Annotated in this window: 15 protein-coding genes; 11 read left to right on the top strand and 4 right to left on the bottom strand. The window is 47.5% G+C overall.

The annotated features are described in order from the left end of the window. Positions 1–306 precede the first annotated feature (306 nt). The 4 genes from metQ to FSB84_RS16580 form a co-directional block, all read right to left on the bottom strand. Positions 307–1,116 (bottom strand): methionine ABC transporter substrate-binding lipoprotein MetQ, encoded by an 810-nt coding sequence (metQ, locus tag FSB84_RS16595; protein WP_130539050.1) that lies wholly within the window; start codon positions 1,114–1,116, stop codon positions 307–309. Between the two features lie 2 nt (positions 1,117–1,118). Further along, positions 1,119–1,772: a methionine ABC transporter permease MetI gene (metI, locus tag FSB84_RS16590; RefSeq protein WP_130539049.1), complete on the bottom strand. Its 654-nt coding sequence runs from the start codon at positions 1,770–1,772 to the stop codon at positions 1,119–1,121. After that, positions 1,765–2,793, bottom strand: coding sequence for a methionine ABC transporter ATP-binding protein (locus tag FSB84_RS16585; RefSeq protein WP_130539048.1), 1,029 nt, complete (start codon positions 2,791–2,793; stop codon positions 1,765–1,767). The genes metI and FSB84_RS16585 overlap by 8 nt, the downstream gene beginning before the upstream one ends. Positions 2,794–3,060: 267 nt before the next feature. Next, positions 3,061–4,290: an MFS transporter gene (locus FSB84_RS16580; protein ID WP_130539047.1), complete on the bottom strand. Its 1,230-nt coding sequence runs from the start codon at positions 4,288–4,290 to the stop codon at positions 3,061–3,063. A gap of 120 nt (positions 4,291–4,410) precedes the next feature. On the opposite strand from FSB84_RS16580, the gene FSB84_RS16575 reads away from it, so the two are divergent. The 11 genes from FSB84_RS16575 to FSB84_RS16525 all read left to right on the top strand — a co-directional run bounded on the left by FSB84_RS16575 (position 4,411) and on the right by FSB84_RS16525 (position 19,975). Further along, entirely contained in the window at positions 4,411–4,995 is a 585-nt protein-coding gene (locus FSB84_RS16575; protein ID WP_158643957.1) for an RNA polymerase sigma factor, read from the top strand. Between the two features lie 66 nt (positions 4,996–5,061). Continuing rightward, entirely contained in the window at positions 5,062–6,276 is a 1,215-nt protein-coding gene (locus FSB84_RS16570; RefSeq protein WP_130539045.1) for a FecR family protein, read from the top strand. A 244-nt stretch (positions 6,277–6,520) separates the two neighbouring features. Then, the gene (locus FSB84_RS16565) at positions 6,521–10,063 is read left to right on the top strand and encodes a SusC/RagA family TonB-linked outer membrane protein (protein WP_158643956.1); all 3,543 of its coding nucleotides are present in this window, start codon (positions 6,521–6,523) and stop codon (positions 10,061–10,063) included. A gap of 21 nt (positions 10,064–10,084) precedes the next feature. Continuing rightward, entirely contained in the window at positions 10,085–11,461 is a 1,377-nt protein-coding gene (locus FSB84_RS16560; protein WP_130539043.1) for a RagB/SusD family nutrient uptake outer membrane protein, read from the top strand. 159 nt (positions 11,462–11,620) lie between these two features. Then, positions 11,621–12,553, top strand: coding sequence for an ABC transporter ATP-binding protein (locus FSB84_RS16555; RefSeq protein ID WP_130539042.1), 933 nt, complete (start codon positions 11,621–11,623; stop codon positions 12,551–12,553). A 5-nt stretch (positions 12,554–12,558) separates the two neighbouring features. Beyond that, positions 12,559–14,859, top strand: coding sequence for a Gldg family protein (locus tag FSB84_RS16550; RefSeq protein WP_130539041.1), 2,301 nt, complete (start codon positions 12,559–12,561; stop codon positions 14,857–14,859). 6 nt (positions 14,860–14,865) lie between these two features. Continuing rightward, a complete protein-coding gene (locus FSB84_RS16545) occupies positions 14,866–16,215 on the top strand; it encodes a MutS-related protein (RefSeq protein ID WP_130539040.1) in 1,350 nt (449 codons plus the stop codon). Beyond that, a complete protein-coding gene (locus FSB84_RS16540) occupies positions 16,212–17,531 on the top strand; it encodes a MutS-related protein (RefSeq protein ID WP_130539039.1) in 1,320 nt (439 codons plus the stop codon). Before FSB84_RS16545 ends, FSB84_RS16540 begins: the two co-directional genes overlap by 4 nt. Before the next feature lie 93 nt (positions 17,532–17,624). Then, positions 17,625–18,809 (top strand): MFS transporter, encoded by a 1,185-nt coding sequence (locus FSB84_RS16535; RefSeq protein WP_207234171.1) that lies wholly within the window; start codon positions 17,625–17,627, stop codon positions 18,807–18,809. A 10-nt stretch (positions 18,810–18,819) separates the two neighbouring features. Next, entirely contained in the window at positions 18,820–19,569 is a 750-nt protein-coding gene (locus tag FSB84_RS16530; protein WP_130539038.1) for a DeoR/GlpR family DNA-binding transcription regulator, read from the top strand. A gap of 16 nt (positions 19,570–19,585) precedes the next feature. After that, positions 19,586–19,975 carry a VOC family protein gene (locus tag FSB84_RS16525; RefSeq protein WP_130539037.1) on the top strand — a complete coding sequence of 130 codons (390 nt, stop codon included), beginning with the start codon at positions 19,586–19,588 and terminating at the stop codon, positions 19,973–19,975. The last annotated feature ends 62 nt before the right edge of the window (positions 19,976–20,037 follow it).

Raw genomic sequence — 20,037 nt, 5'->3', positions numbered from 1 at the left:
CAAACCTGTTGTATGGTGCTTTCAGCAATTATAAATGCTACGGGAGTTAAATGCAATTATGATAAGAACAATAATCCAATATTTTACTACCTTTTTTCTTCTTGTTACAATTGTAGTTACCGGAATGCGATTACTTTACTTACATTTTAGATTCAATTGGCTTTCCAAACTCAAATTTATTCAGAATGGTCCTGATAAACTGGAAATGACATTGGTCTATTCGCTTGTTTTGGGGGTTGCCATATATTCAGTTTATCAAAAGCTTTGTTCTTTCTAAATCGATCTTCCTTAATTTGTTCCCCCTGTTTACCAGCCCTTTATCGCCCCACCCCTGAAGACTTTCTCAGCAGCTTTCACCACAGCATCAGACTGGTAGGCTTTCACGAAATTCTTTACTTTCTCCTGGTCTTTATTATCTTCTCTCGAGGCGATCACGTTCACGTAAGGTGATGTACCCTCCTCCTGGAGAATGCCGAGCGTGGCAGCATCCAGTCCCGCCTGTGCAGCAAAATTGTTGTTGATGATGGCAATGGTCACCTGGCTGTCGTCCAGAACGCGGGGTAATTGCGGCGCTTCGATCTCCACTATCTTCAGCTGCTTCGGGTTCTCCGTTATATCGATCACTTTCGGAAGCAGGCCAACACCTTCGCGCAATTTCAGTATTCCATTTTTCTGCAATAGTAATAATGCACGCCCGCCATTGGTGGGGTCATTCGGAATGGCGATGGTATTTCCTTCCTGCAATTCAGCCGCGCTCTTTATTTTTTTGGAATACGCTACAATCGGGTATACAAAGGTATTGCCTGCCACTGCCAGCTTATACCCTCTTTGCTTCGACTGTGCTTCCAGGTAAGGAACGTGCTGGAAAGCGTTCACATCTATATCGCCCTGGTTCAGCGCTTCATTGGGAACCACATAGTCATTGAAGGTTACCAGCTCCACATCGAGATTGTATTTTTCCTTTGCTTCCTTTTTGGCTGCCTCAGCAATCTCGCGCTCAGGGCCGGAAGTGATCCCTACTTTGATATGATGAGGATCATTTTTGGAAGCTGCGCCACCACAGGCCGAGAGCAGCCCGGATGCAGCTATAACAATAACCGAATAAAATGTGTTCATGTTTATCTGTGATTGAATTTTTTAGAAAGCCTGTCGCCCGCAAACTGGATAGCAAAAACCAATGCTACCAGCAACAACAGTACAGTGTTCATTATAAATGCATCGTATCCGATATATCCATACTGGTAACCGATCTGTCCCAGTCCGCCCGCGCCTACTGCGCCCCCCATGGCAGAATATCCCACCAGGGTGATCAGCGTGATGGTGGCATTGTTGATCAGGGAAGGCAACGCTTCAGGCAACAACACTTTGGTTACGATCTGCAACGGACTTGCTCCCATAGCCCTGGCGGTTTCGATCAGCCCATGCGGTACTTCCAGGAGACTGTTCTCCACCAGCCTCGCAATAAAGGGCGCTGCTCCGATACTCAGGGGCACCAACGCGGCACTAACGCCAATGGACGTCCCAACAATCATGCGCGTGAAAGGGATCATCCAAACGATGAGGATGATGAAGGGAATGGAGCGGAACACATTGATCAATGCTGACAATATCCCGTGCCATCCTGTATGTTCCAGCAACTGCCCCTTCCTGGTGAGAAAGAGCACAATGCCCGCAGGCAGCCCCAGCAAAAAACCAAAGAAACCGGAAGTGAAGGTCATGAAGACCGTCTCCCACAATCCTTTCAACAATAATGGAACAGTGGAATCATGCATATCCTTTTATTGCATTTTTGATTTTTCGTTTATTGAAATACTGCACTGCTTTTTCATTGTCCGCCACGGTTCCCTTGAGGTGCAGCAATAATTTCCCAAAACTGGCTTTACCTAAATATTCAATATCGGCTTTGATCAGTTTGTAAGGGATCTTGAACTGATTGTAAACGGTATCTATCAATTCATCGAAAGAGATATTCCCTGCGAGCTCCAGCTCTATCAATGGGGATAAACCCTCTGCGTATTCCTGTCTCAATTGCTGGTGTAATTCCTGCGGCACTGTCATGACTTTTGTATTGATAAATTGTTGGATAATCGGATTCGTATTTTCATTAAGTAATTGCTGAAGGGTTCCTTTCGCAACCAGTTTGCCATGATCTATCACAGCAACATGATTACAAATGGCTTTCACCACATCCATCTCATGCGTGATGAGCAGGATAGTGATCTTCAGTCTTTGATTGATATCGCGTAAAAGTTGAAGGATGGATTGTGTGGTAGCGGGATCGAGTGCGCTGGTGGCTTCGTCGCAAAGCAGCAACCAGGGATCATTGGCGAGTGCACGGGCAATGGCCACTCTTTGTTTCTGGCCTCCTGAAAGACTGTTGGGATAGGCTGCTGCCTTATCTTCCAGGCCCACTATCTTCAAAAGTTCCGTTACTTTTTTTTCTATTTCGGCAGCGCTCACATGATCCAGTTCCAGCGGAAGGGCCACATTATCGAAAACTGTACGGGAAGAAAGCAGATTGAAATGCTGGAAGATCATGCCGATCTTTTTCCGGTGGGATGCCAGGGCCCTGCTGTTGAGTTTGGTGAGATCGGTCCCCCGGAAAATTACCTGTCCTTCATCCGGCTTCTCCAGCAGGTTCACGCAGCGGATCAAAGTGCTCTTGCCTGCGCCTGAGCTGCCAATGATGCCAACGATATCCCCTTCATCGATACTCAGGTTGATATTATCGAGCGCCCTGAAGGCGGCATGTTTCTGCCTGAAGGTCTTTGACAACTGCTTTATCTCGATCATCGTTTACAATTCTGGTGAAAAGAAAAAATCCCCGGATCTGATTGAACCGGGGATCGTATGCTGAACTTTAAATATCGCTTACACATTACCGGGTACAATAACTTGCGTATACATGCAACAAGGCATCATCCACAGGGATGTGCTGCGCTTGCCATTGTTATTGTACAGGTTGATATTCACTATCATTTTATTTAGTCCACCGCAAAAGTAGAGTATAATTCTTATCGATCCAAATTACTTCCTGATTTAACATCCTTTTGAATGCCATCAATGCACAACAGGAGTTCGTCTTCGTGCCAGCGCCACCACCAAAATCACCAGTATACTCAGTATTCCATAGCTAATAGCCAGGTGATTACCATCCTGCGCAGGCAATACGCTGATGATGCCATAGCTGAATGCAGACACCAGCAAGAAGGTGAAGCCGCCGGTGAGACCACTGGCTACGCCTGCGTTCTGTGGAAAGCGGGTCATGCTGAAAGTCATGTAATTATTGAAAGTGAAGCCCGCACCTACATGTACTCCGAAAGCAAAAGCAATCAGTACATAGATATTGTCCACATAACGGAACGCCACCATCATAGCAATGATCAGTAAAGCCTGCAGACCGATATTGATGAAGAGCTTACGGAAAAATCCATGATGCACAACAGCCTTACTGATAAAGCCGCCCACCATCCAGGCAAAGCCAAGAATGAGTGAACAGTAACCCGTGGTCACAGCATCGAACTGAAGATGATGTTCGATGATAAAAGGCGCGGTCATATTACAGACCATCACCATTGCATAAGAAAGGCCGAGTAATGTTACACCCAGTACAAAGGGAAGATGCGAAAGGATCTCCCTGTAAACACCCAATACTTTTTTGAGCTGGAAAGAATTCCTTTTCGGCAATGTTTCCCCGCTGAAGAAAAATTCAGCAATACCCAGTGCAGCGCCCAGTACGGCGAGGAACCAGAAATTGGCGCGCCACCCATACAGTGTTTGTAAATAACCTCCCACAAAAGGCGCAATGATCGGGCCTGTTGACCAAATGATTGAAAACATGCCGAGATAATGCTTCAGCTTGCTTCCGGTATACAGATCAACAAAAAAGGCACGCTTGCCTGCCACTACAATACCCACTGTGATACCCTGCACCACACGCATGGCATAGATCATCCAGATGCTGTTGGTGATGGCAATCAGGATACTGGAAAGTGTGAATACCAGTAAAGACACCAGTCCGCTGCTGTAACGGCCATAGCTATCGAGAAAGCTGCCGATGAACAACTGGCTTATGCCATAGCTGATCAGGAAAAGTGTAATAGTGAACTGCACCTGCACTGCACTCACCTGCAGGTCTGCAGCCATTCCGGGCAATGAAGGCAGGTAAATATCTGTGGCAAATCCTGAAAGTGGTAATAAGGCAAATGCAAGAAAATTAGCGATACCAAGATTTTGCGGTTTAATAGTTCTGGCCCATTCTCCGGGCCCGAGAGATGTAGACGGATTCATGTTGCAAAGCTCGTATAAGTGTATGAACCAATGCTTATCAAATTCAATTGGATATTTATAAAATTCAAACTATCGTTGGAATTTTTGGTAGTATTGCGCTAACAATATATTCTGCCCCGGTTGGTTATACCCTCATCATATGATCAAGACGAATTCCTGCAAAGGCTTTACCATGGCGAAAAGGAGGCATTCTCTTTTGTATTCAGGGAGTATTACGCAGCCTTATGCTCTTTTGCCGAAAAGCTGACAGGTGCCCGGGACCATGCAGAGGATATCGTTGAAGAAGTATTCCTTAAAATATGGTTGAAGCAACAACCATTCGACGATCTTGCCCACCTGAAAAACTTCCTGTACAAAACAACCCGCAATGCCTGTATAGATCATCTTCGCAGGAGGGAGCACAGCCTTGAACGGCAGGCACAGTTCCAGCAATTGCAACATAACTGGGAATCAGCATCCGATCTGGATATGATCCGGACAGAAGTATACAGGAGTATTTACAGGGCCATCGAAACACTGCCGGAACAATGCGGAAAGATCGTCCGCATGGGATATATCGACGGAAAATCGAATGAAGAAATTGCCGAAGACCTCGGTCTTTCCATTCAGACTGTCAAGAACCAGAAAACCAGGGGCATTCAATTACTGAGACTCCGCATACCACCTGAATCCTTCGCCTTATTCCTCCTTATCGCCCGTTTCTGATATTTTTTTTTAAACTTTTTGGTACGGTACAGCATCTGCTGCGTATTAATAAAAAGCGCATTTCACATGAATGCATCAATACCTGATTCCTTAAGGATTGCCATGCTGATAGAGAAGCAAATCCGGTCTGAATTGACGAATGAAGAAAAAGAAGAGCTGGACAACTGGCTGAACAGCCACCCACACAATCAATTGCTGCTGGATGAATTAACGGTACAGAACGTACTGGAGGGCGCAGCATCACTGTGTGGGTTCAACGAAGAAGAAGCTCTGGGCCGTTTCTTGGAAAAGCATAAGCCGGAGGAACCGGAACAACCGATTCCGGCAATAAGAAGAATTGGAATAATAAAATGGACAGCCGCCGCTGCAGTGGTCATATTGTTGGCTGCATCGGGTTATCTCTGGTTTGCCGGCAAGCCTGCAACGCCAGAACTGGTAACCAAACCGAAACAAAGCATCGATGTGGAGCCGGGGAAGAAAGGAGCCATACTCATTCTTGCCGATGGCAAACAGGTAGTGCTGGACAGTCTGCAAAACGGACTGGTGGCCACGCAAAGCGGCATGAACGTCGTACTCCGCAATGGAGAACTACACTACGCACAGGGCAATGAGCCGGCAGGTGAAATGGTATACAATACCATCTCCGTTCCTAATGGAAGAGTATTTCATCTGCAGCTGCCGGACGGCACCAAAGTTTGGATCAATTCGGCAAGCTCCATCCGCTACCCGGTAGCATTCACCGGTAACCAGCGCCAGGTGGAAATTACAGGAGAAGCTTATTTCGATGTAGTAAAGAATTCCAGGATGCCTTTTCGTGTAAGGGTGAACGATAAAGCCGAAGTTGAAGTACTGGGAACCGGCTTCAACATCAACGCTTATGAAAATGAAGAATCCATCAGTACCACCCTCATCGAAGGATCAGTAAAAATAACCGGCAGACATATCGGGGTTTCTGGAGAACAATTTTCCAGGATACTTACGCCCGGTCAGCAATTACAACTGACAGAGAAAAATGGCATTGTCCTGGAACCGGATATCGCCAAAGTGATTGCCTGGAAGAACGGGCTCTTCAATTTCGAAGGGATGGAGCTGAAACAGGTGATGAAACAGATAGCAAGATGGTATGATGTGGAGATCGTATACAAGGGCAAAGTGCCCGATGTGAAATTCTATGGTAAGATAAGCAGGGATATCAGCCTCGCAGGACTCATAAAGGGATTTGACGGATCAGGTGTGCATATGAGTATCGAACAGGAAAAGCAACTGGTGGTGATGCCCTGAAAAAATGGACAATAAAAAACTAAAAAGTATAACGATAAAACTTCAGCTTATAGATCAAACTCTGTAAGGTTAGCATAAAAAACCGGAAGCAGGTAGGAGCGCTTCCGGAAATAGTTTGGCTAATCTTCAATTCCGTAGTAACAAAATTAATATCAACCAAAACAGCAACAAAGCTATGCAAAAAATCGCTCTGATTGAACGATGGGAGACCTTATTGCCCCTCCCCCCGAAAATTTTGCGCATTATGAGAATGACTACTTTTTTCATGTTCGCTATCATGCTGCATGTTTCTGCAAAAACTGCCTCTCAGACCGTTACACTTCAGGGACGTGATATTCCCCTCAAGAAAGTGTTTGACCAGATCTACCAGCAGACAGGATTCGTTGTATTCGGCAACGAGCGTTTATTCGAGATCTCCGTTCCGGTTACGGTGAACGTAAAGAATGCCCCGCTCTCCGAAGTACTCACGGAGCTGTTCCGTACACAGCCACTGACCTTTTCGATAGACAGCAAAACGATCTTCCTTTCTCCCAAAAAAAATACACCAACAAGGATCGTACTGTGGGGAGACAGTACCATCATCCCTGAATTGAAAGGCACCGTGCAGGACGCGGCAGGCCAGCCATTGCAGGGAGCCACCGTTGCGGTACGCAACACTAAACTGATGACGGTAACAGACCAGCAAGGCGCCTTCCTCCTGCAGAACGTTCCTAACAATGGCGTACTTACCATCAGCAATATTTCCTACCAGTCAAGGGAAATAAAACTCAATGGGAAAAACAGCCTCACCATATCATTGCAACAGGAAATAAAAGACCTGGGTGAAGTGGAAGTATCCGTGAACACCGGTTACCAATCGCTTCCCCGCGAAAGGGCTACCGGCTCCTTCAGCGTGGTCACCAGCAAACAACTCGCACAGGTTCCCGTGGTGAGCATCCTGGAAAGATTACAGGGTATGGCGCCGGGTGTGGACATTTCCACCAAAACCACTGCTGGCAAAAGCCGTAACGGCACCATGCAGATCCGCGGCCTCTCTACCATCAGAAGTGAGTATACCACCACTACCAAAGTGAGTACCGATCCGCTACTCGTGATCGATGGTTTCCCTTCACAGATGTCCATTACCAATGGCGCACTCGACTATCTGAATCCTGACGACATCGAACAGATCACTTTCCTGAAAGACGCCGCAGCAGCTTCCATCTGGGGTATCCAGGCCGCCAATGGCGTGGTGGTGATCGTTACAAAAAAAGGATCACGCAACCAGCGTCCTTCACTCAGTTTTTCTACCACCCTCGGCACCAGCAGCAAGCCAACTACCAATTATGGCAAAATGATGAGTATGCCGGATTATATTGCCCTGGAAAAAGAACTGATAGAAAAAGGAAGACTCAACGATCCCACTCTCACTACAAGCGGTTTCTTACCAGAGAACAACAGCCAGGCACAAGCGATCGTCTGGCGCAAAAGACGCGGAGAGATCACCGAAGATCAAATGAACCAGCAACTGGCTGAACTCGGCTCCTATGACAACAGCAAAGACCTTGCGAAGTATATGCTGCAACGCCCTACCACACAGCAATACAATCTTTCATTGTCCGGTGGCGGCCTCAACAGCTCCTATTTCCTCTCAGGATATTTCTATACTGATCAGCGTGTTTACAAAAGCAATGTGAACCGGGGCTACTCCCTGAGGGCCGGCGCCAATACCAATCTGCTCGACAATCGCATCGCCATCAGTACCGATATCTCTTTCGGCAACACGAGAGACAAGGTGAACGGAGCAGCCGTAAGATCGATGAGCATCTTTGCAGGTGGTATGAGACCATACGACAGACTGGTGGACGATCAGGGAAATCCAATCCATTACGACGTTATGCTTACGCCTTTTATGAGTAGAACACTGGAGCAAAAAGGATACCTGCCCTTCTCTTATTCACCCATCGAAGAACTGGATTATTCCAACGCAATTACGAACAGCAACAATATCACTTTCAATACCTCCATTACCGGTAAGATAACCCCCTGGCTCAATGCCGTTGTTTCTGGAAATATGGGACGCACTTTCAGCGACCGGGAAGAATACTGGGAGCCGGACAGCTATGAAGCAAGAATGCTGGTGAACAAAGCCACCAGTATCAATCCGGGCGGCGGCGTGATATATGGCGTACCCCCCGGCGGAAGGCTTAGCCTCAACAATAACCTGGGCAGAAGTTACAATCTTCGTGGACAGCTCAACGTTAACAAGAACTGGAATGGCAGGCATCAGCTGAACTTCCTGGTGGGATCTGAGATCCGTGAGAACTTCACTAAATCAAGCGGTGAGCTTCGCTACGGATATGATAAATCCATCAATGCCTTCAGAACAGTGAACCCAACAGTCCAGTTCAGAGACATCAATGGCAGCAACCAAACCATTGGCGCTACTTCCAGACCCGTTGAAGAATTCACTACCAGGGCTCTGTCTTACTACACCAATGGTTCCTATACTTTCGATAATACGTATACTGTTTCCGGAAGCGCACGCTTCGACGACTATAACCTGCTGGGTGTAGAACGCCGTAAGAGAGCGATCCCCTTATGGTCAGCCGGTGTAAAATGGGATGCCGGTAATGAAGAATTCCTCAGGAATGTGAAATGGATCGACAGGCTCTCTGCCCGCTTTACCTATGGATTCAGCGGCAATGCGCCGCAAGGCTATGCCCCGGTAACCACCATCAGCCTCCTGGGATCCCACTATCTCACCAATTATCCTTATGCAGTGATCTCCACTCCCGCTGTAGATAACCTCGCCTGGGAAAAAACAAGGATGATCAACTATGGGATCGACTTCTCGCTATTCAAAAATCGTGTATACGGCACCGTTGAATACTACAGGAAGAAGACTACCGATATCATCTGGCAACTGCCTATCAATGGAACTTATGGATTTACACAAACCCTGTTCAACACAGCCAACCTCGATGGCAAAGGCTTCGACATCGGAATCAATGTAGTTCCGGTAATCACAAAAGATTTCAAATGGACCAGCACTGTGAACCTGAGCTATAATACCAACGTTGTTAAAGACGCCCGTTTCGACAAACCTACCACCAGCTTCTCCACCGAGAACCTGTACAATGGTTACCCTTCCGATTATATGTTCTCTTATATCTGGGCAGGCCTGGACAATACCGGACAATCACTTATCAAAGATCCGAAGAACAAGGACAAAGTGTATAACGTAAATGAGTACCCCTTCGAAAATATCAGGACTTATTCCGGTCGTACTGCATCTCCCTGGTTTGGTAACTTCTCCAACAGCATCAATTATAAAGGGCTTGAGCTAAACTTCCAGTTCCTTTATGCATTCGGTGGCGTATTCCGTAAGCCATCCATCGTTTCCACCGGATATACCAACACTACCTATATTGGACGTAGTGGTGATGTGTCTGAGCGCTGGCGTAAACCCGGTGATGAAGCATTCACCAATGTTCCGGGGCTCGAATTTGGTGCAGGCACCAACTGGTTCCAAAACCTGGGCCGCTACACTGAAAGCGATTTCCTCGTCAGGAGCCGCAGCAATATCAGACTGCAGCAGATCATGCTCTCTTATTCAGTACCTGGCAAAATCCTTGAAAAGGCCGGAGCCAGAAGCCTCACAATTTCTGCCGTAGCACGTAATCTCGGTATGATCTGGGCCGCTAACAAAGAGAAGATCGATCCCGATTACATCTACACTACCGGCAACAACTACCAGCTGCCCCTCCTTACCTCCTATTCGTTCAGAGTGGCACTGACATTTTAACTAACGCTCAATTGAAAAAATATGCGATCATATAAATATAGCATTCTGACCCTCTTACTGATCAGTTTCCTGGCTTCCTGCAGGAAGTATGTGGAAGATGTACCTATCCAGGGGCAGCGTGTATTGGTGTATACTTCCGACTACAGGCTTTTACTCAACAACCACGACCAGCAGGAAGTGAGCTACGGACTGGCACCACTCCTCAGTTGCGATGATGTGGAATTCATTTCTCCGGACATCCAGAATAACCTGAAGAATAATACCATTCAGCAGGCCATGTACATCTGGAAAAAACCATTCTATATAGACCAGCAAACGGATAACGACTGGAACTCGCTCTATGCACAGATCTACGTATACAACGTGGTGATCAATGGTGTGAACGACAGTAAGGGAGGAGATATGATACTGAAGAATACTCTGCTCGGGGAAGCGCTCCTGCACAGGGCATTCGCTTACTTCAACCTGGTGAACCTCTATGGTAAACAATATGATGAAGCTACTGCCGCCACCGATCCGGGCGTACCCATCATGCTGAAACCCGTTCTTTTTACAGACCTCACCAGGCCCAGCGTGAAAGCCGTGTACGAACAGATCTACAGCGATATCCGCCAGTGCATTCCACTGCTGCCCCCTGTACAGGAAACCTCCTTCAAACCCAGCAAGGCCGCTGCATATGCACTGTTCAGCAAATACTATCTGAACATGCGCAACTTTACCAAAGCAGCAGAATTTGCCGACAGTACTTTGGATATCCGGAACGATCTCTATGATTACAATCTTTCAGTAACCGGCTCCAATTATACTTTCCCCGGACAATATGCAGACAAACAGGTGATCCTGCGTAAAGTACCAAGACAAATGTTTGGAGCCTACCAGCTCAGCAACTCACTGCTCGGTTTATTGAACACAAAAGATCTTCGTTATGAGATCTTCACAAGGCCGGGCAACAATTTCTATCCTGTGTTCACAGGACCCGGCTATTGGTCCAGAGACAGGTATTCGAACGACAAACCCGCCACCGGTCTGTCTGTGAATGATACCTGGCTGATCAAGGCTGAATGCCTTGCCCGCGCAGGCCAGAAAGATGAAGCAGTAAACATGCTGAACGATTTGCGAAAAAAACGTTTCCGTCCGGCAGACTATACAGACCTCAGTGCTGCCACACCAGCAGAAGCATTGCAAATGGTGATCGATGAAAGACGCCGCGAATTCTTCGGCTCCGGACTTCGCTGGTTCGATCAGCGCCGCCTCAACCAGGACGCCATGTTTGCACAGACCATTACCAGGGTTTTCAACAATACCACCTATACACTTTCACCTAACAGTAATGAATATGTGTTTCCGCTGGCCAACCTGCTGTTGACCCAGAACCCGGAAATGAAACAAAATCCTTAATCATACAATATAACCAGCCCCTCCCTGGGGCTGGTTATACCACCAGTAACACCGGAAGCATATACAATGCTACCCGGAAGGGAATGCTTTGTCCGGGTCCCTGGCTGGTTCCCGTTACCCGCCAGGGACCCGGACTTCTCTTAAACAAAAACTAGAATCATGGAAAAAACAATTGTGAAGATTGAAAAGCTGAGCCATCGCTACAGCACCAACTGGGCGATCCGTGATATCAACATCGAGATCGGTCATACAGGCATCGTGGGATTGCTTGGCTCCAATGGAGCAGGGAAATCAACCACCATGAATATCCTTTGTGGAGCCCTGAACCAGACCGAAGGCAATGTTTATATCAACGGCATCGACATGAAACTGCAGCCGGAGCTCGCCAAGAAAGAGATCGGATTTTTGCCGCAGAACCCGCCACTGTATATGGACCTTACCGTGGATGAATACCTCTGGTATTGTGCAGGCCTTCGTCACATTCCAAAGGATCTCAAGAAAGCTGCGATAAACGAAGTAAAAGAACGATGTGGCATCGCGCATTTCAGTAGCAGGCTGCTGCGCAATCTTTCCGGAGGTTACCGTCAACGTGTAGGCATTGCCCAGGCCATCGTACACCGCCCCAGACTGGTGGTGCTGGATGAACCCACCAATGGCCTCGATCCCAACCAGATCATCGAAGTACGCGCCCTCATCAAAGAAATTGCAATGGACCGTGCCGTGATCTTTTCCTCACATATCCTTTCTGAAATACAGATCCTCTGCAAGGAGATCAGGATGATCGAAAATGGCAGGATCGTTTTCTCGGACACCATGGATGCTTTCAACAATTATGCAGCACCACACAGCATGCTCATCCATTTCTCAAACCCTCCATCAGCCACCGAACTGCAGCAAGTGGAAGGCGTTACCAAAGCAGAGTTCCTGACCGAAAGACAGGTACGCGTTTTCTTCAGTGGCGACCAGGATATTGCTGAAAGAATAGTGACCATCAGTGTAGAAAAAGGATGGCGCCTCAAAGAGATCAATCTCGATAAAAGTGCGCTCGACGAAATTTTCAAACAATTATCCAATCAAACAGCAAAACAATGATGTCCATGGCAACAATACTCAGAGTGGCCAAAACGGAGCTCCGTACCCTGTTCTTTTCCCCCATCGCCTGGTTCCTGCTGATCATTTTCCTGGTCCAGTGCTCAATCAGCTACACAAACATTCTCGAAATTCTTGCAAGAGAAAAAGATGCAGGCAGCCTCATACGCTCAAGCATGACCGAGCACATTTTCCTGGGAAGGAAAGGATTGTTCGGCAGCGTATTGCAAAGCATCTATCTCTACATGCCACTCCTTACTATGGGATTGATCAGCCGCGAAACTGCCAGTGGCACTATCAAATTACTGCACTCATCTCCTGTAAAGATCCGGGAGATCGTACTGGGCAAATTCCTCTCGATGATGATTTACAGCCTGCTCCTCGTAGCCATCATTGGTTGCTTTGTGATTGCTGCCCAATTCCACATCGTTTCACCAGATAACGGAAAATTATTGAGTGCGCTATTGGGTTGTTTCCTTTTACTCTGCGCTTATTCCGCTATCGGTTTATTCATGAGCAGCCTTACCAGTTACCAGATTGTTGCCGCCATCTCCACTTTTGTGATGTTCGGGATCCTGAGCTATATCGGAAATCTCTGGCAGGGTGTTGCGTTCGTCAGGAACCTTACCTATTTCCTGTCGATTTCCGGACGTGCGGGTCAATTGCTCAATGGCCTCATCACCACCAAAGACATCATTTACTTCCTTGTGATCGTATACATGTTCCTCGGCTTCAGTATCTATAAGATGAGGGCCGATATAGAATCCAGACCACGCATGGTAAGATGGGGAAGATATGCATCCATACTGGTGATTGCACTCACCATCGGTTATATCAGTTCCATTCCTTCACTGGTAGGATACTACGACGCATCCGCTCACAAAGCCAATACACTTACCCCCAATGCACAAAGGATCATCAAAGAACTGGGCGATACACCGCTTGAAGTAACCGCCTACAACAACCTGCTGGACCGGTTTTACGATTATGGCAGCCCGGAATCCTACAACACCAACCTGGCCAGATGGGAACCCTTCCTGCGCTTCAAACACAATATCAAACTGAATACCGTCCAATACTACGATACAACATTTGAGAACCCCAACTTTGAAAGGTTCTATGGCAACAAACCAATTGAAGAAATAGGAAAAAGGGTTGCCGAAAGCCGTGATCTCCCACTCTCCTTTTTCAAATCACCTGCAGAGATCAGAAAGATCATCAACCTGAAACCTGAGCTCAACCGCTATGTGATGCAATTGAAATATGGCAACAAGACCACCTTCCTTCGCATATTCAACGACATGCATGTCTGGCCAAGTGAAACTGAGATATCAGCAGCATTCAAACGATTGCTGCAGGCCAAAATGCCGAAGATCGTTTTCCTGACCGGCAACCTCGAAAGGGATATCAATAAAGTGGGTGACCGTGAATACAAAGTATTGACAAACCTGAAAACATACCGCCAGTCTTTCATCAATCAGGGTTTCGATGTAGACACCCTCTCGCTGGCCACACAGGAGATCCCTGAAGGTATTTCCGCACTGGTGCTGGCCGATCCCAAAGTAGCCCTCACCGAAACGGAAATGAACAAACTGAAAAAGTTCATCGATGATGGCGGCAATATGCTGATTGCCGGCGAACCTGGCAAACAGTCCATACTCAATCCGCTGCTGGCCTACCTGAATGTACAACTGCTGGATGGCATCCTGGTACAACCTTCCAGGGAAATGCAACCGGAACTGCTCACGCCTTTACTCACTGAAACCGTAGCCGGTTTCTTCCCGCCGCTGGCGCATAGCCACCACGATAGTGCCAGGGCCACCATGCCCGGCGCTACTGCTCTCTCGTATTCCGACTCAGGTTCCTTCACCATCAAACCATTACTGGTATCCGATGCCAAAAGGTCCTGGCTTAAAAAAGAGAAACTGGTGAGCGATTCCGCTGAAGTGATATTTGCTCCTGAAAAAGGCGATATCAAACAGGCATTCCCAACAGCGCTGGGGCTTACCCGTGATATCAATGGAAAACAGCAGCGCATCATCGTTACCGGCGATGCCGATTTCATGAGCAATGCCGAACTGCAGCGCTTCAACCTGAGGGCCGCAAATTTCGTTTTCAATACCGGCCTCTTCAGCTGGCTGAGCTATAACGAATTTCCGATCGACAGCTCTAGGCCGCCTGCAGAAGATATCAGTATAATACCCACTAAATCGAAAGCCAAATTCATCAAACTCATTTTTGTTTGGGTGGTGCCCGCTATCCTGCTCGCCTTCGGCGCCCTCCTGCTGATCAGAAGAAAAAGAAAATAGTGGACAATGCATTTCAATACAGATAAACAAACACTGGAAGACCTGAACATGGCAGGAAAGCCCGGCAGGGATTCCATCTATACCATCTTCAGCAATACCCATACACGCGGTGGTGCAGGAATACTGGAACAAATGTTCCTGCACCCCCTCGCGGAAGAAACGCTGATCAATAAGCGCAGTCAGACCATTCAATTCTTCAGCAGGCAGCACACCACGTTCCCGTTCAACACTGCCTGGCTCGATAGTGCAGAGCTTTACCTTGAAATGACCGATGAAAGGACCAGGCTTTCGCGCGATAAAGACAATCTCGGTGGAAAGATAAAACAACTGCTGGCGGAAGATCATCATTACAGGATCATTCACAACGGCGTTGGAGCCATTCTTCGCATCCTGCACTCCCTGTATGCCTTTCTGCAACAACTGGCGGCAGAAGCCGGAACCTCTCCCTGGGTGGCCACGATGGATGAATTGTCTGATTTGCTTGCAGGGACCGAGCTACAGGTTTTCATGAAAGAGAATCCGGATGAAAAACTGAACTATGCCGATACTGCAAAATATGATGATCTGCTTCGCTTCAGAAACAGAAATCACCTGCTTCGTATCCTTTATCATATTTACCACCTCGATGTTTTCATCGCTGTGGGCAGGATAGCAGAAAAAAACGGTTTTGTTTTTCCGGAAGCATTGAACAGGGATTTGCATACCGTATACCTGGAAGGCGTTTATCATCCGCTGGTGAAAAATGCAGTGCCCAATACCTTGAGCATTACGCCCAACAGCAATATCATTTTCCTGACCGGAGCCAATATGGCCGGTAAATCCACTTTCATGAAATCACTGGGCATCGCCATGTTCCTGGCCCATATGGGATTTCCGGTGCCGGCAAAGAAGATGTGTTTCTCCGTCAGGGATGGCATCTACACTACCATCAATCTTTCCGATAACCTGGCCAGCGGCAGCAGTCATTTTTTTGCAGAAGTATTGAGGGTGAAAAAAGTGGCGCAGGAATTAAGCAATGCTAAAAATCTCTTCATCATTTTCGATGAACTGTTCCGCGGCACCAATGTGAAAGACGCATACGAAGCCACCATCGCCATCACCGAAGCATTTGCACAAAAGAAGAACTGCATGTTCATCGTATCTACACATATAGTGGAAGCAGGCGATATATTGAAAGAACGATGCAGCAATATCCATTTCGCCTATCTGCCCACTAGCATGAAGGAAGGCAAACCTGTATACACCTATACACTCGCTGAAGGTGTAACGGAAGACAGGCATGGCATGATCATCATCAACAACGAAGGTATCCTGGATATCATCAATAACAGGTTCAAAAAAACAGCAGCATCATGAGTTTCATTTCAGACAAACAGACATTGGAAGACCTGAATTTACTGGGCAGATACAAGAGTAATTCCATTTACCGGTTGTTTGATCATACCATCACAGGCGGAGGCAGACAGTTGCTGGAAGAAATGTTCAGGCAGCCATTGACCGATGCCTCGCAGATCAATGATCGCGTACGCTGCTTCCGTTATTTCGGTAACCATCGCCCGGAACTGCCTTTTTCTGCAGCGGATTTTGAAATAATGGAAAGCTACCTGAGCTCCGTAACCGGCAACCTCGTTGAAACAGGCTGGAATACCATCCTGAAAAAGGTCCGCAGTCAACTCACCGGAGGCCAGGAATATGCACAGCTGGAAGCAGGATGCCGTCAGACCATCATCACCCTGCAGTCTATCCGAAAAATGGTGATGCCGCTTACTGCATCTGATGACCATCCCGTTGCTGACCCACTGAGTATCCTTCAACAATTCTTTCAGAGAAAAGAAATGCAATGGTTGAACGAAGCCGATACCGGTACGGCCATTCCACTTGCCAAACTGATCAGGTACAACCACTGCCTTCGTGAAAAAATGAAGCAGGAAATAAAAGAATTGTTGCCAATCATTTATTGGCTCGATGTAAACATTGCAGTGTCCGGCGTAGCCGCCACCAGGGGATTCTGTTATCCGGCAGCAAGGCCCGCAGCAGAGCAGGTGATCGATATCGAGGGACTTTACCATCCCGGACTATCGAAAGCAGTCAGCAATCAAACGGAGTTCTCCGCTGCCCATAATCTCATCTTTCTTACCGGCGCCAATATGGCCGGCAAATCCACATTCATGAAATCCTTTGGCGTGGCCATTTACCTGGCGCATATGGGATTTCCGGTGGCAGCCAGCCAGATGCGATTCTCCGTAAAGGACGGCATCTATTCTTCCATCAATGTGCCCGACGACCTGGAACATGGCTATAGCCATTTTTACGCTGAAGTGCTGCGCGTAAAAACAGTGGCTACAGCTGTTGACTCGGGAAAGAACCTCGTGATCATCTTTGACGAACTGTTCAAAGGCACCAATGTGAAAGATGCGTACGAAGCCACCCTCAGTATCACAGCAGCCTTCTCCAGGCACCGGAACTGCTGCTTCATTATCTCCACACATATCATTGAAGCAGGACATGCATTGCAGGAACAAACAGCGCATATCCGGTTCCGTTATATGCCTACTGTCATGCAGGGCAATATTCCCACCTACACATACAAAATACAGGAAGGCATCACCAGCGACCGTCAGGGAATGCTGATCATTGAAAATGAAAAGATCCTCGATCTGATCCAACAATAAAACACCTCATATATCGTCCCCGGTTATTACTGTGTTAAATAGGCGCAAGCATTTTGCATTATTTTGCAAATTTGCATACTTTTGCATTATTGAATGTTTGACATGAAAGGAGGACAGCAGGGATTATTGAATGCGAAAACAGCCACACAGCTGATTTTCCTGGTTTGCGGATTGGGAGTTGCCAGTTGGGCGCCGATGGTGCCTTATGCAAAAGATCGCCTTGGTTTACATGAAGGCCAGTTGGGAATTTTATTATTATTTATGGGTGGCGGTGCATTCATCATGATGCCCCTGGCCGGCTGGCTGAGTAATAAATACGGCAACCGCGTGATCATGCTGGCGGCGGGTCTGTTGCTTGGATGCTTGCTGCCCTTACTGTTGCTGATCGATTCTGTGGCTGTGATGGCAATTGCCCTGTTACTGTTCGGCGCAGGAGCAGGCGCCATCGATGTGGCCATGAATGCACATGGCGTGCAGGTGCAAAACCTTTATGGGAAACCCATCATGTCTTCTTTGCATGGTTTATTCAGTGTGGGCGGACTGTTTGGTTCGCTTGGGCTGGGCTTTCTCGTGAAAACAGGATTGCAGCCATTGCATGCTGCCATCGCTATCGGGCTTTTGCTGATCTTCATCACACTCAGCCAATACAAACGGTTATTCAATCACCACCAGGAAAAAGAGATCATTCAACGATTCAATCAACCTGATGAACCCGGAACCAAAGGCAACCGTTATCAATGGCTGCGCGGCAGCGTACTCTTCCTGGGTTTCATGTGTTTTGCCAGCTTTCTTTCTGAAGGCGCCATGCTGGACTGGAGTGCGGTATACCTGCGCGATGTGAAAGGGGTGCAACAGGAATTGTCAGGGATTGGTTATGCCGCTTTCTCCATTGCCATGGCAGTGATGAGATTACTGGGAGATGGAATAGTTGAAAAATGGAAAAGCAAAACAGTGGTGATCACAGGCAGTCTGATAGCTACAACCGGTCTGATGATTTCCATACTCAGTCCTTCCATATACCTGGTGCTGGCAGGTTATATCTTATTGGGAATCGGAGCGGCCAATATCGTTCCCATCTTCTTTAGTGAAGGTGGCCGTCTCCCGGGCATTCCTTCTACCGTGAGCATTCCCGTTATCACTACCATTGGATATACAGGATCACTGGCAGGCCCTGCCCTGCTGGGATTCATCGCACATCATTTTTCACTGGACATGGCCTTTGGCCTCACCGCTCTGTTGATGCTCAGCATCAGTATTGCCTGGTCCTTCAAAAAGTAAACGATCCGCTATGCTGAAAGAAAACCGCTTCGATTTCATACTGAACGAACTCAAGAAAAAGAAACAACTCACCTATGAGTGGATTGCCGGCAAACTGGATGTTTCGGAAGATACCATCAGGAGGGATATTGAAATACTGCACAAGAACGGCCTGCTCTCCAAAGTGCGCGGTGGCGCCATGTTACGCGCGAGAAATCCGCTTACTTTCCAGGACCGCAGCCATTATCTGAAAAAAGAAAAAGAAGTGATTGCCCTGAAAGCGCAGCAGTTCATAAAAAACGGACAAACCATTTTCATGGATGGCGGCACCACCAACCTGGCCATTGCTTCGCTAATGCCAGCCGATCTGTCCGCAAGGATCATCACCAATAACCAGGCCCTGGTACCTGTGATGGCTGAACATAAGAATATTGAACTGATCATACTCGGCGGACAATATAACCATGCCGGCGCCACCACTTATGGGCTTGCCACCTGCAAACAGGCAGGAGAATATATTGCCGATCTCTTCCTGATGGGCACCTGCGCAGTAGATCCGGTAGCCGGTGTGTCCGGAGACGGACAGCAGGACGTTGATGTGAAACGGGCCATGATAGCGGCATCGGGCTCTGTGCTGGCACTCGCCAATCATGAAAGGCTTTTCCGCAAAGAGCCATTTAAAGTTTGCGAACTGAATGTGCTGGACACCATCATCACCGATCTGCCCAGCGATCATAAAGACATGCATGAATTCCATCATGCAGACCTGCAGATTATCTGATCAAAAAAATGTAAAAATGAAAATAGAACATCTGGCCATTTGGGTAGAGAACCTGGAACTGATGAAATCATTCTACGAACAGTATTTCGGAGCCAGGTCCAACCACAAATACCATAACCCGCTCACGCATTTCCAGTCTTACTTCCTCAGTTTCGAAAGCGGCTCCAGACTGGAGCTCATGCACCGTCCTGATATTGCAGAAAGGCAGCATGATCATCTCTCACAAAAGGAAGGTATCGTGCACATGGCCATCAGCACAGGCAGTGAAGCCAAAGTTGACCAGTTGGTCACTGCATTGAGATCAGATGGGCACAAGATCGTGGGGCATCCGCGCACCACTGGCGATGGCTACTACGAAGCAGTAGTACTGGACCCGGAAGGCAACCTGATAGAGTTGACAGCATGATCAATGCACCTGACAATAAAAAAGGCCTTCAGGGAATTCCCTAAAGGCCAACTATCTCTTTA

The sequence above is a fragment of the Pseudobacter ginsenosidimutans genome, assembly GCF_007970185.1.
Taxonomy (GTDB): domain Bacteria; phylum Bacteroidota; class Bacteroidia; order Chitinophagales; family Chitinophagaceae; genus Pseudobacter; species Pseudobacter ginsenosidimutans.
Note: the sequence above shows the minus strand (reverse complement) of the source record. Positions and strands in the feature narration are given on the sequence as shown.

What these genes read in the sequence shown, in the direction of transcription:
- metQ (WP_130539050.1), bottom strand. Translation starts at nt 1,116, where the DNA reads ATGAACACATTTTATTCGGTTATTGTTATAGCTGCATCCGGGCTGCTC.
- metI (WP_130539049.1), bottom strand. Translation starts at nt 1,772, where the DNA reads ATGCATGATTCCACTGTTCCATTATTGTTGAAAGGATTGTGGGAGACG.
- FSB84_RS16585 (WP_130539048.1), bottom strand. Translation starts at nt 2,793, where the DNA reads ATGATCGAGATAAAGCAGTTGTCAAAGACCTTCAGGCAGAAACATGCC.
- FSB84_RS16580 (WP_130539047.1), bottom strand. Translation starts at nt 4,290, where the DNA reads ATGAATCCGTCTACATCTCTCGGGCCCGGAGAATGGGCCAGAACTATT.
- FSB84_RS16570 (WP_130539045.1), top strand. Translation starts at nt 5,062, where the DNA reads ATGAATGCATCAATACCTGATTCCTTAAGGATTGCCATGCTGATAGAG.
- FSB84_RS16565 (WP_158643956.1), top strand. Translation starts at nt 6,521, where the DNA reads ATGAGAATGACTACTTTTTTCATGTTCGCTATCATGCTGCATGTTTCT.
- FSB84_RS16560 (WP_130539043.1), top strand. Translation starts at nt 10,085, where the DNA reads ATGCGATCATATAAATATAGCATTCTGACCCTCTTACTGATCAGTTTC.
- FSB84_RS16555 (WP_130539042.1), top strand. Translation starts at nt 11,621, where the DNA reads ATGGAAAAAACAATTGTGAAGATTGAAAAGCTGAGCCATCGCTACAGC.
- FSB84_RS16550 (WP_130539041.1), top strand. Translation starts at nt 12,559, where the DNA reads ATGGCAACAATACTCAGAGTGGCCAAAACGGAGCTCCGTACCCTGTTC.
- FSB84_RS16545 (WP_130539040.1), top strand. Translation starts at nt 14,866, where the DNA reads ATGCATTTCAATACAGATAAACAAACACTGGAAGACCTGAACATGGCA.
- FSB84_RS16540 (WP_130539039.1), top strand. Translation starts at nt 16,212, where the DNA reads ATGAGTTTCATTTCAGACAAACAGACATTGGAAGACCTGAATTTACTG.
- FSB84_RS16535 (WP_207234171.1), top strand. Translation starts at nt 17,625, where the DNA reads ATGTTTGACATGAAAGGAGGACAGCAGGGATTATTGAATGCGAAAACA.
- FSB84_RS16530 (WP_130539038.1), top strand. Translation starts at nt 18,820, where the DNA reads ATGCTGAAAGAAAACCGCTTCGATTTCATACTGAACGAACTCAAGAAA.
- FSB84_RS16525 (WP_130539037.1), top strand. Translation starts at nt 19,586, where the DNA reads ATGAAAATAGAACATCTGGCCATTTGGGTAGAGAACCTGGAACTGATG.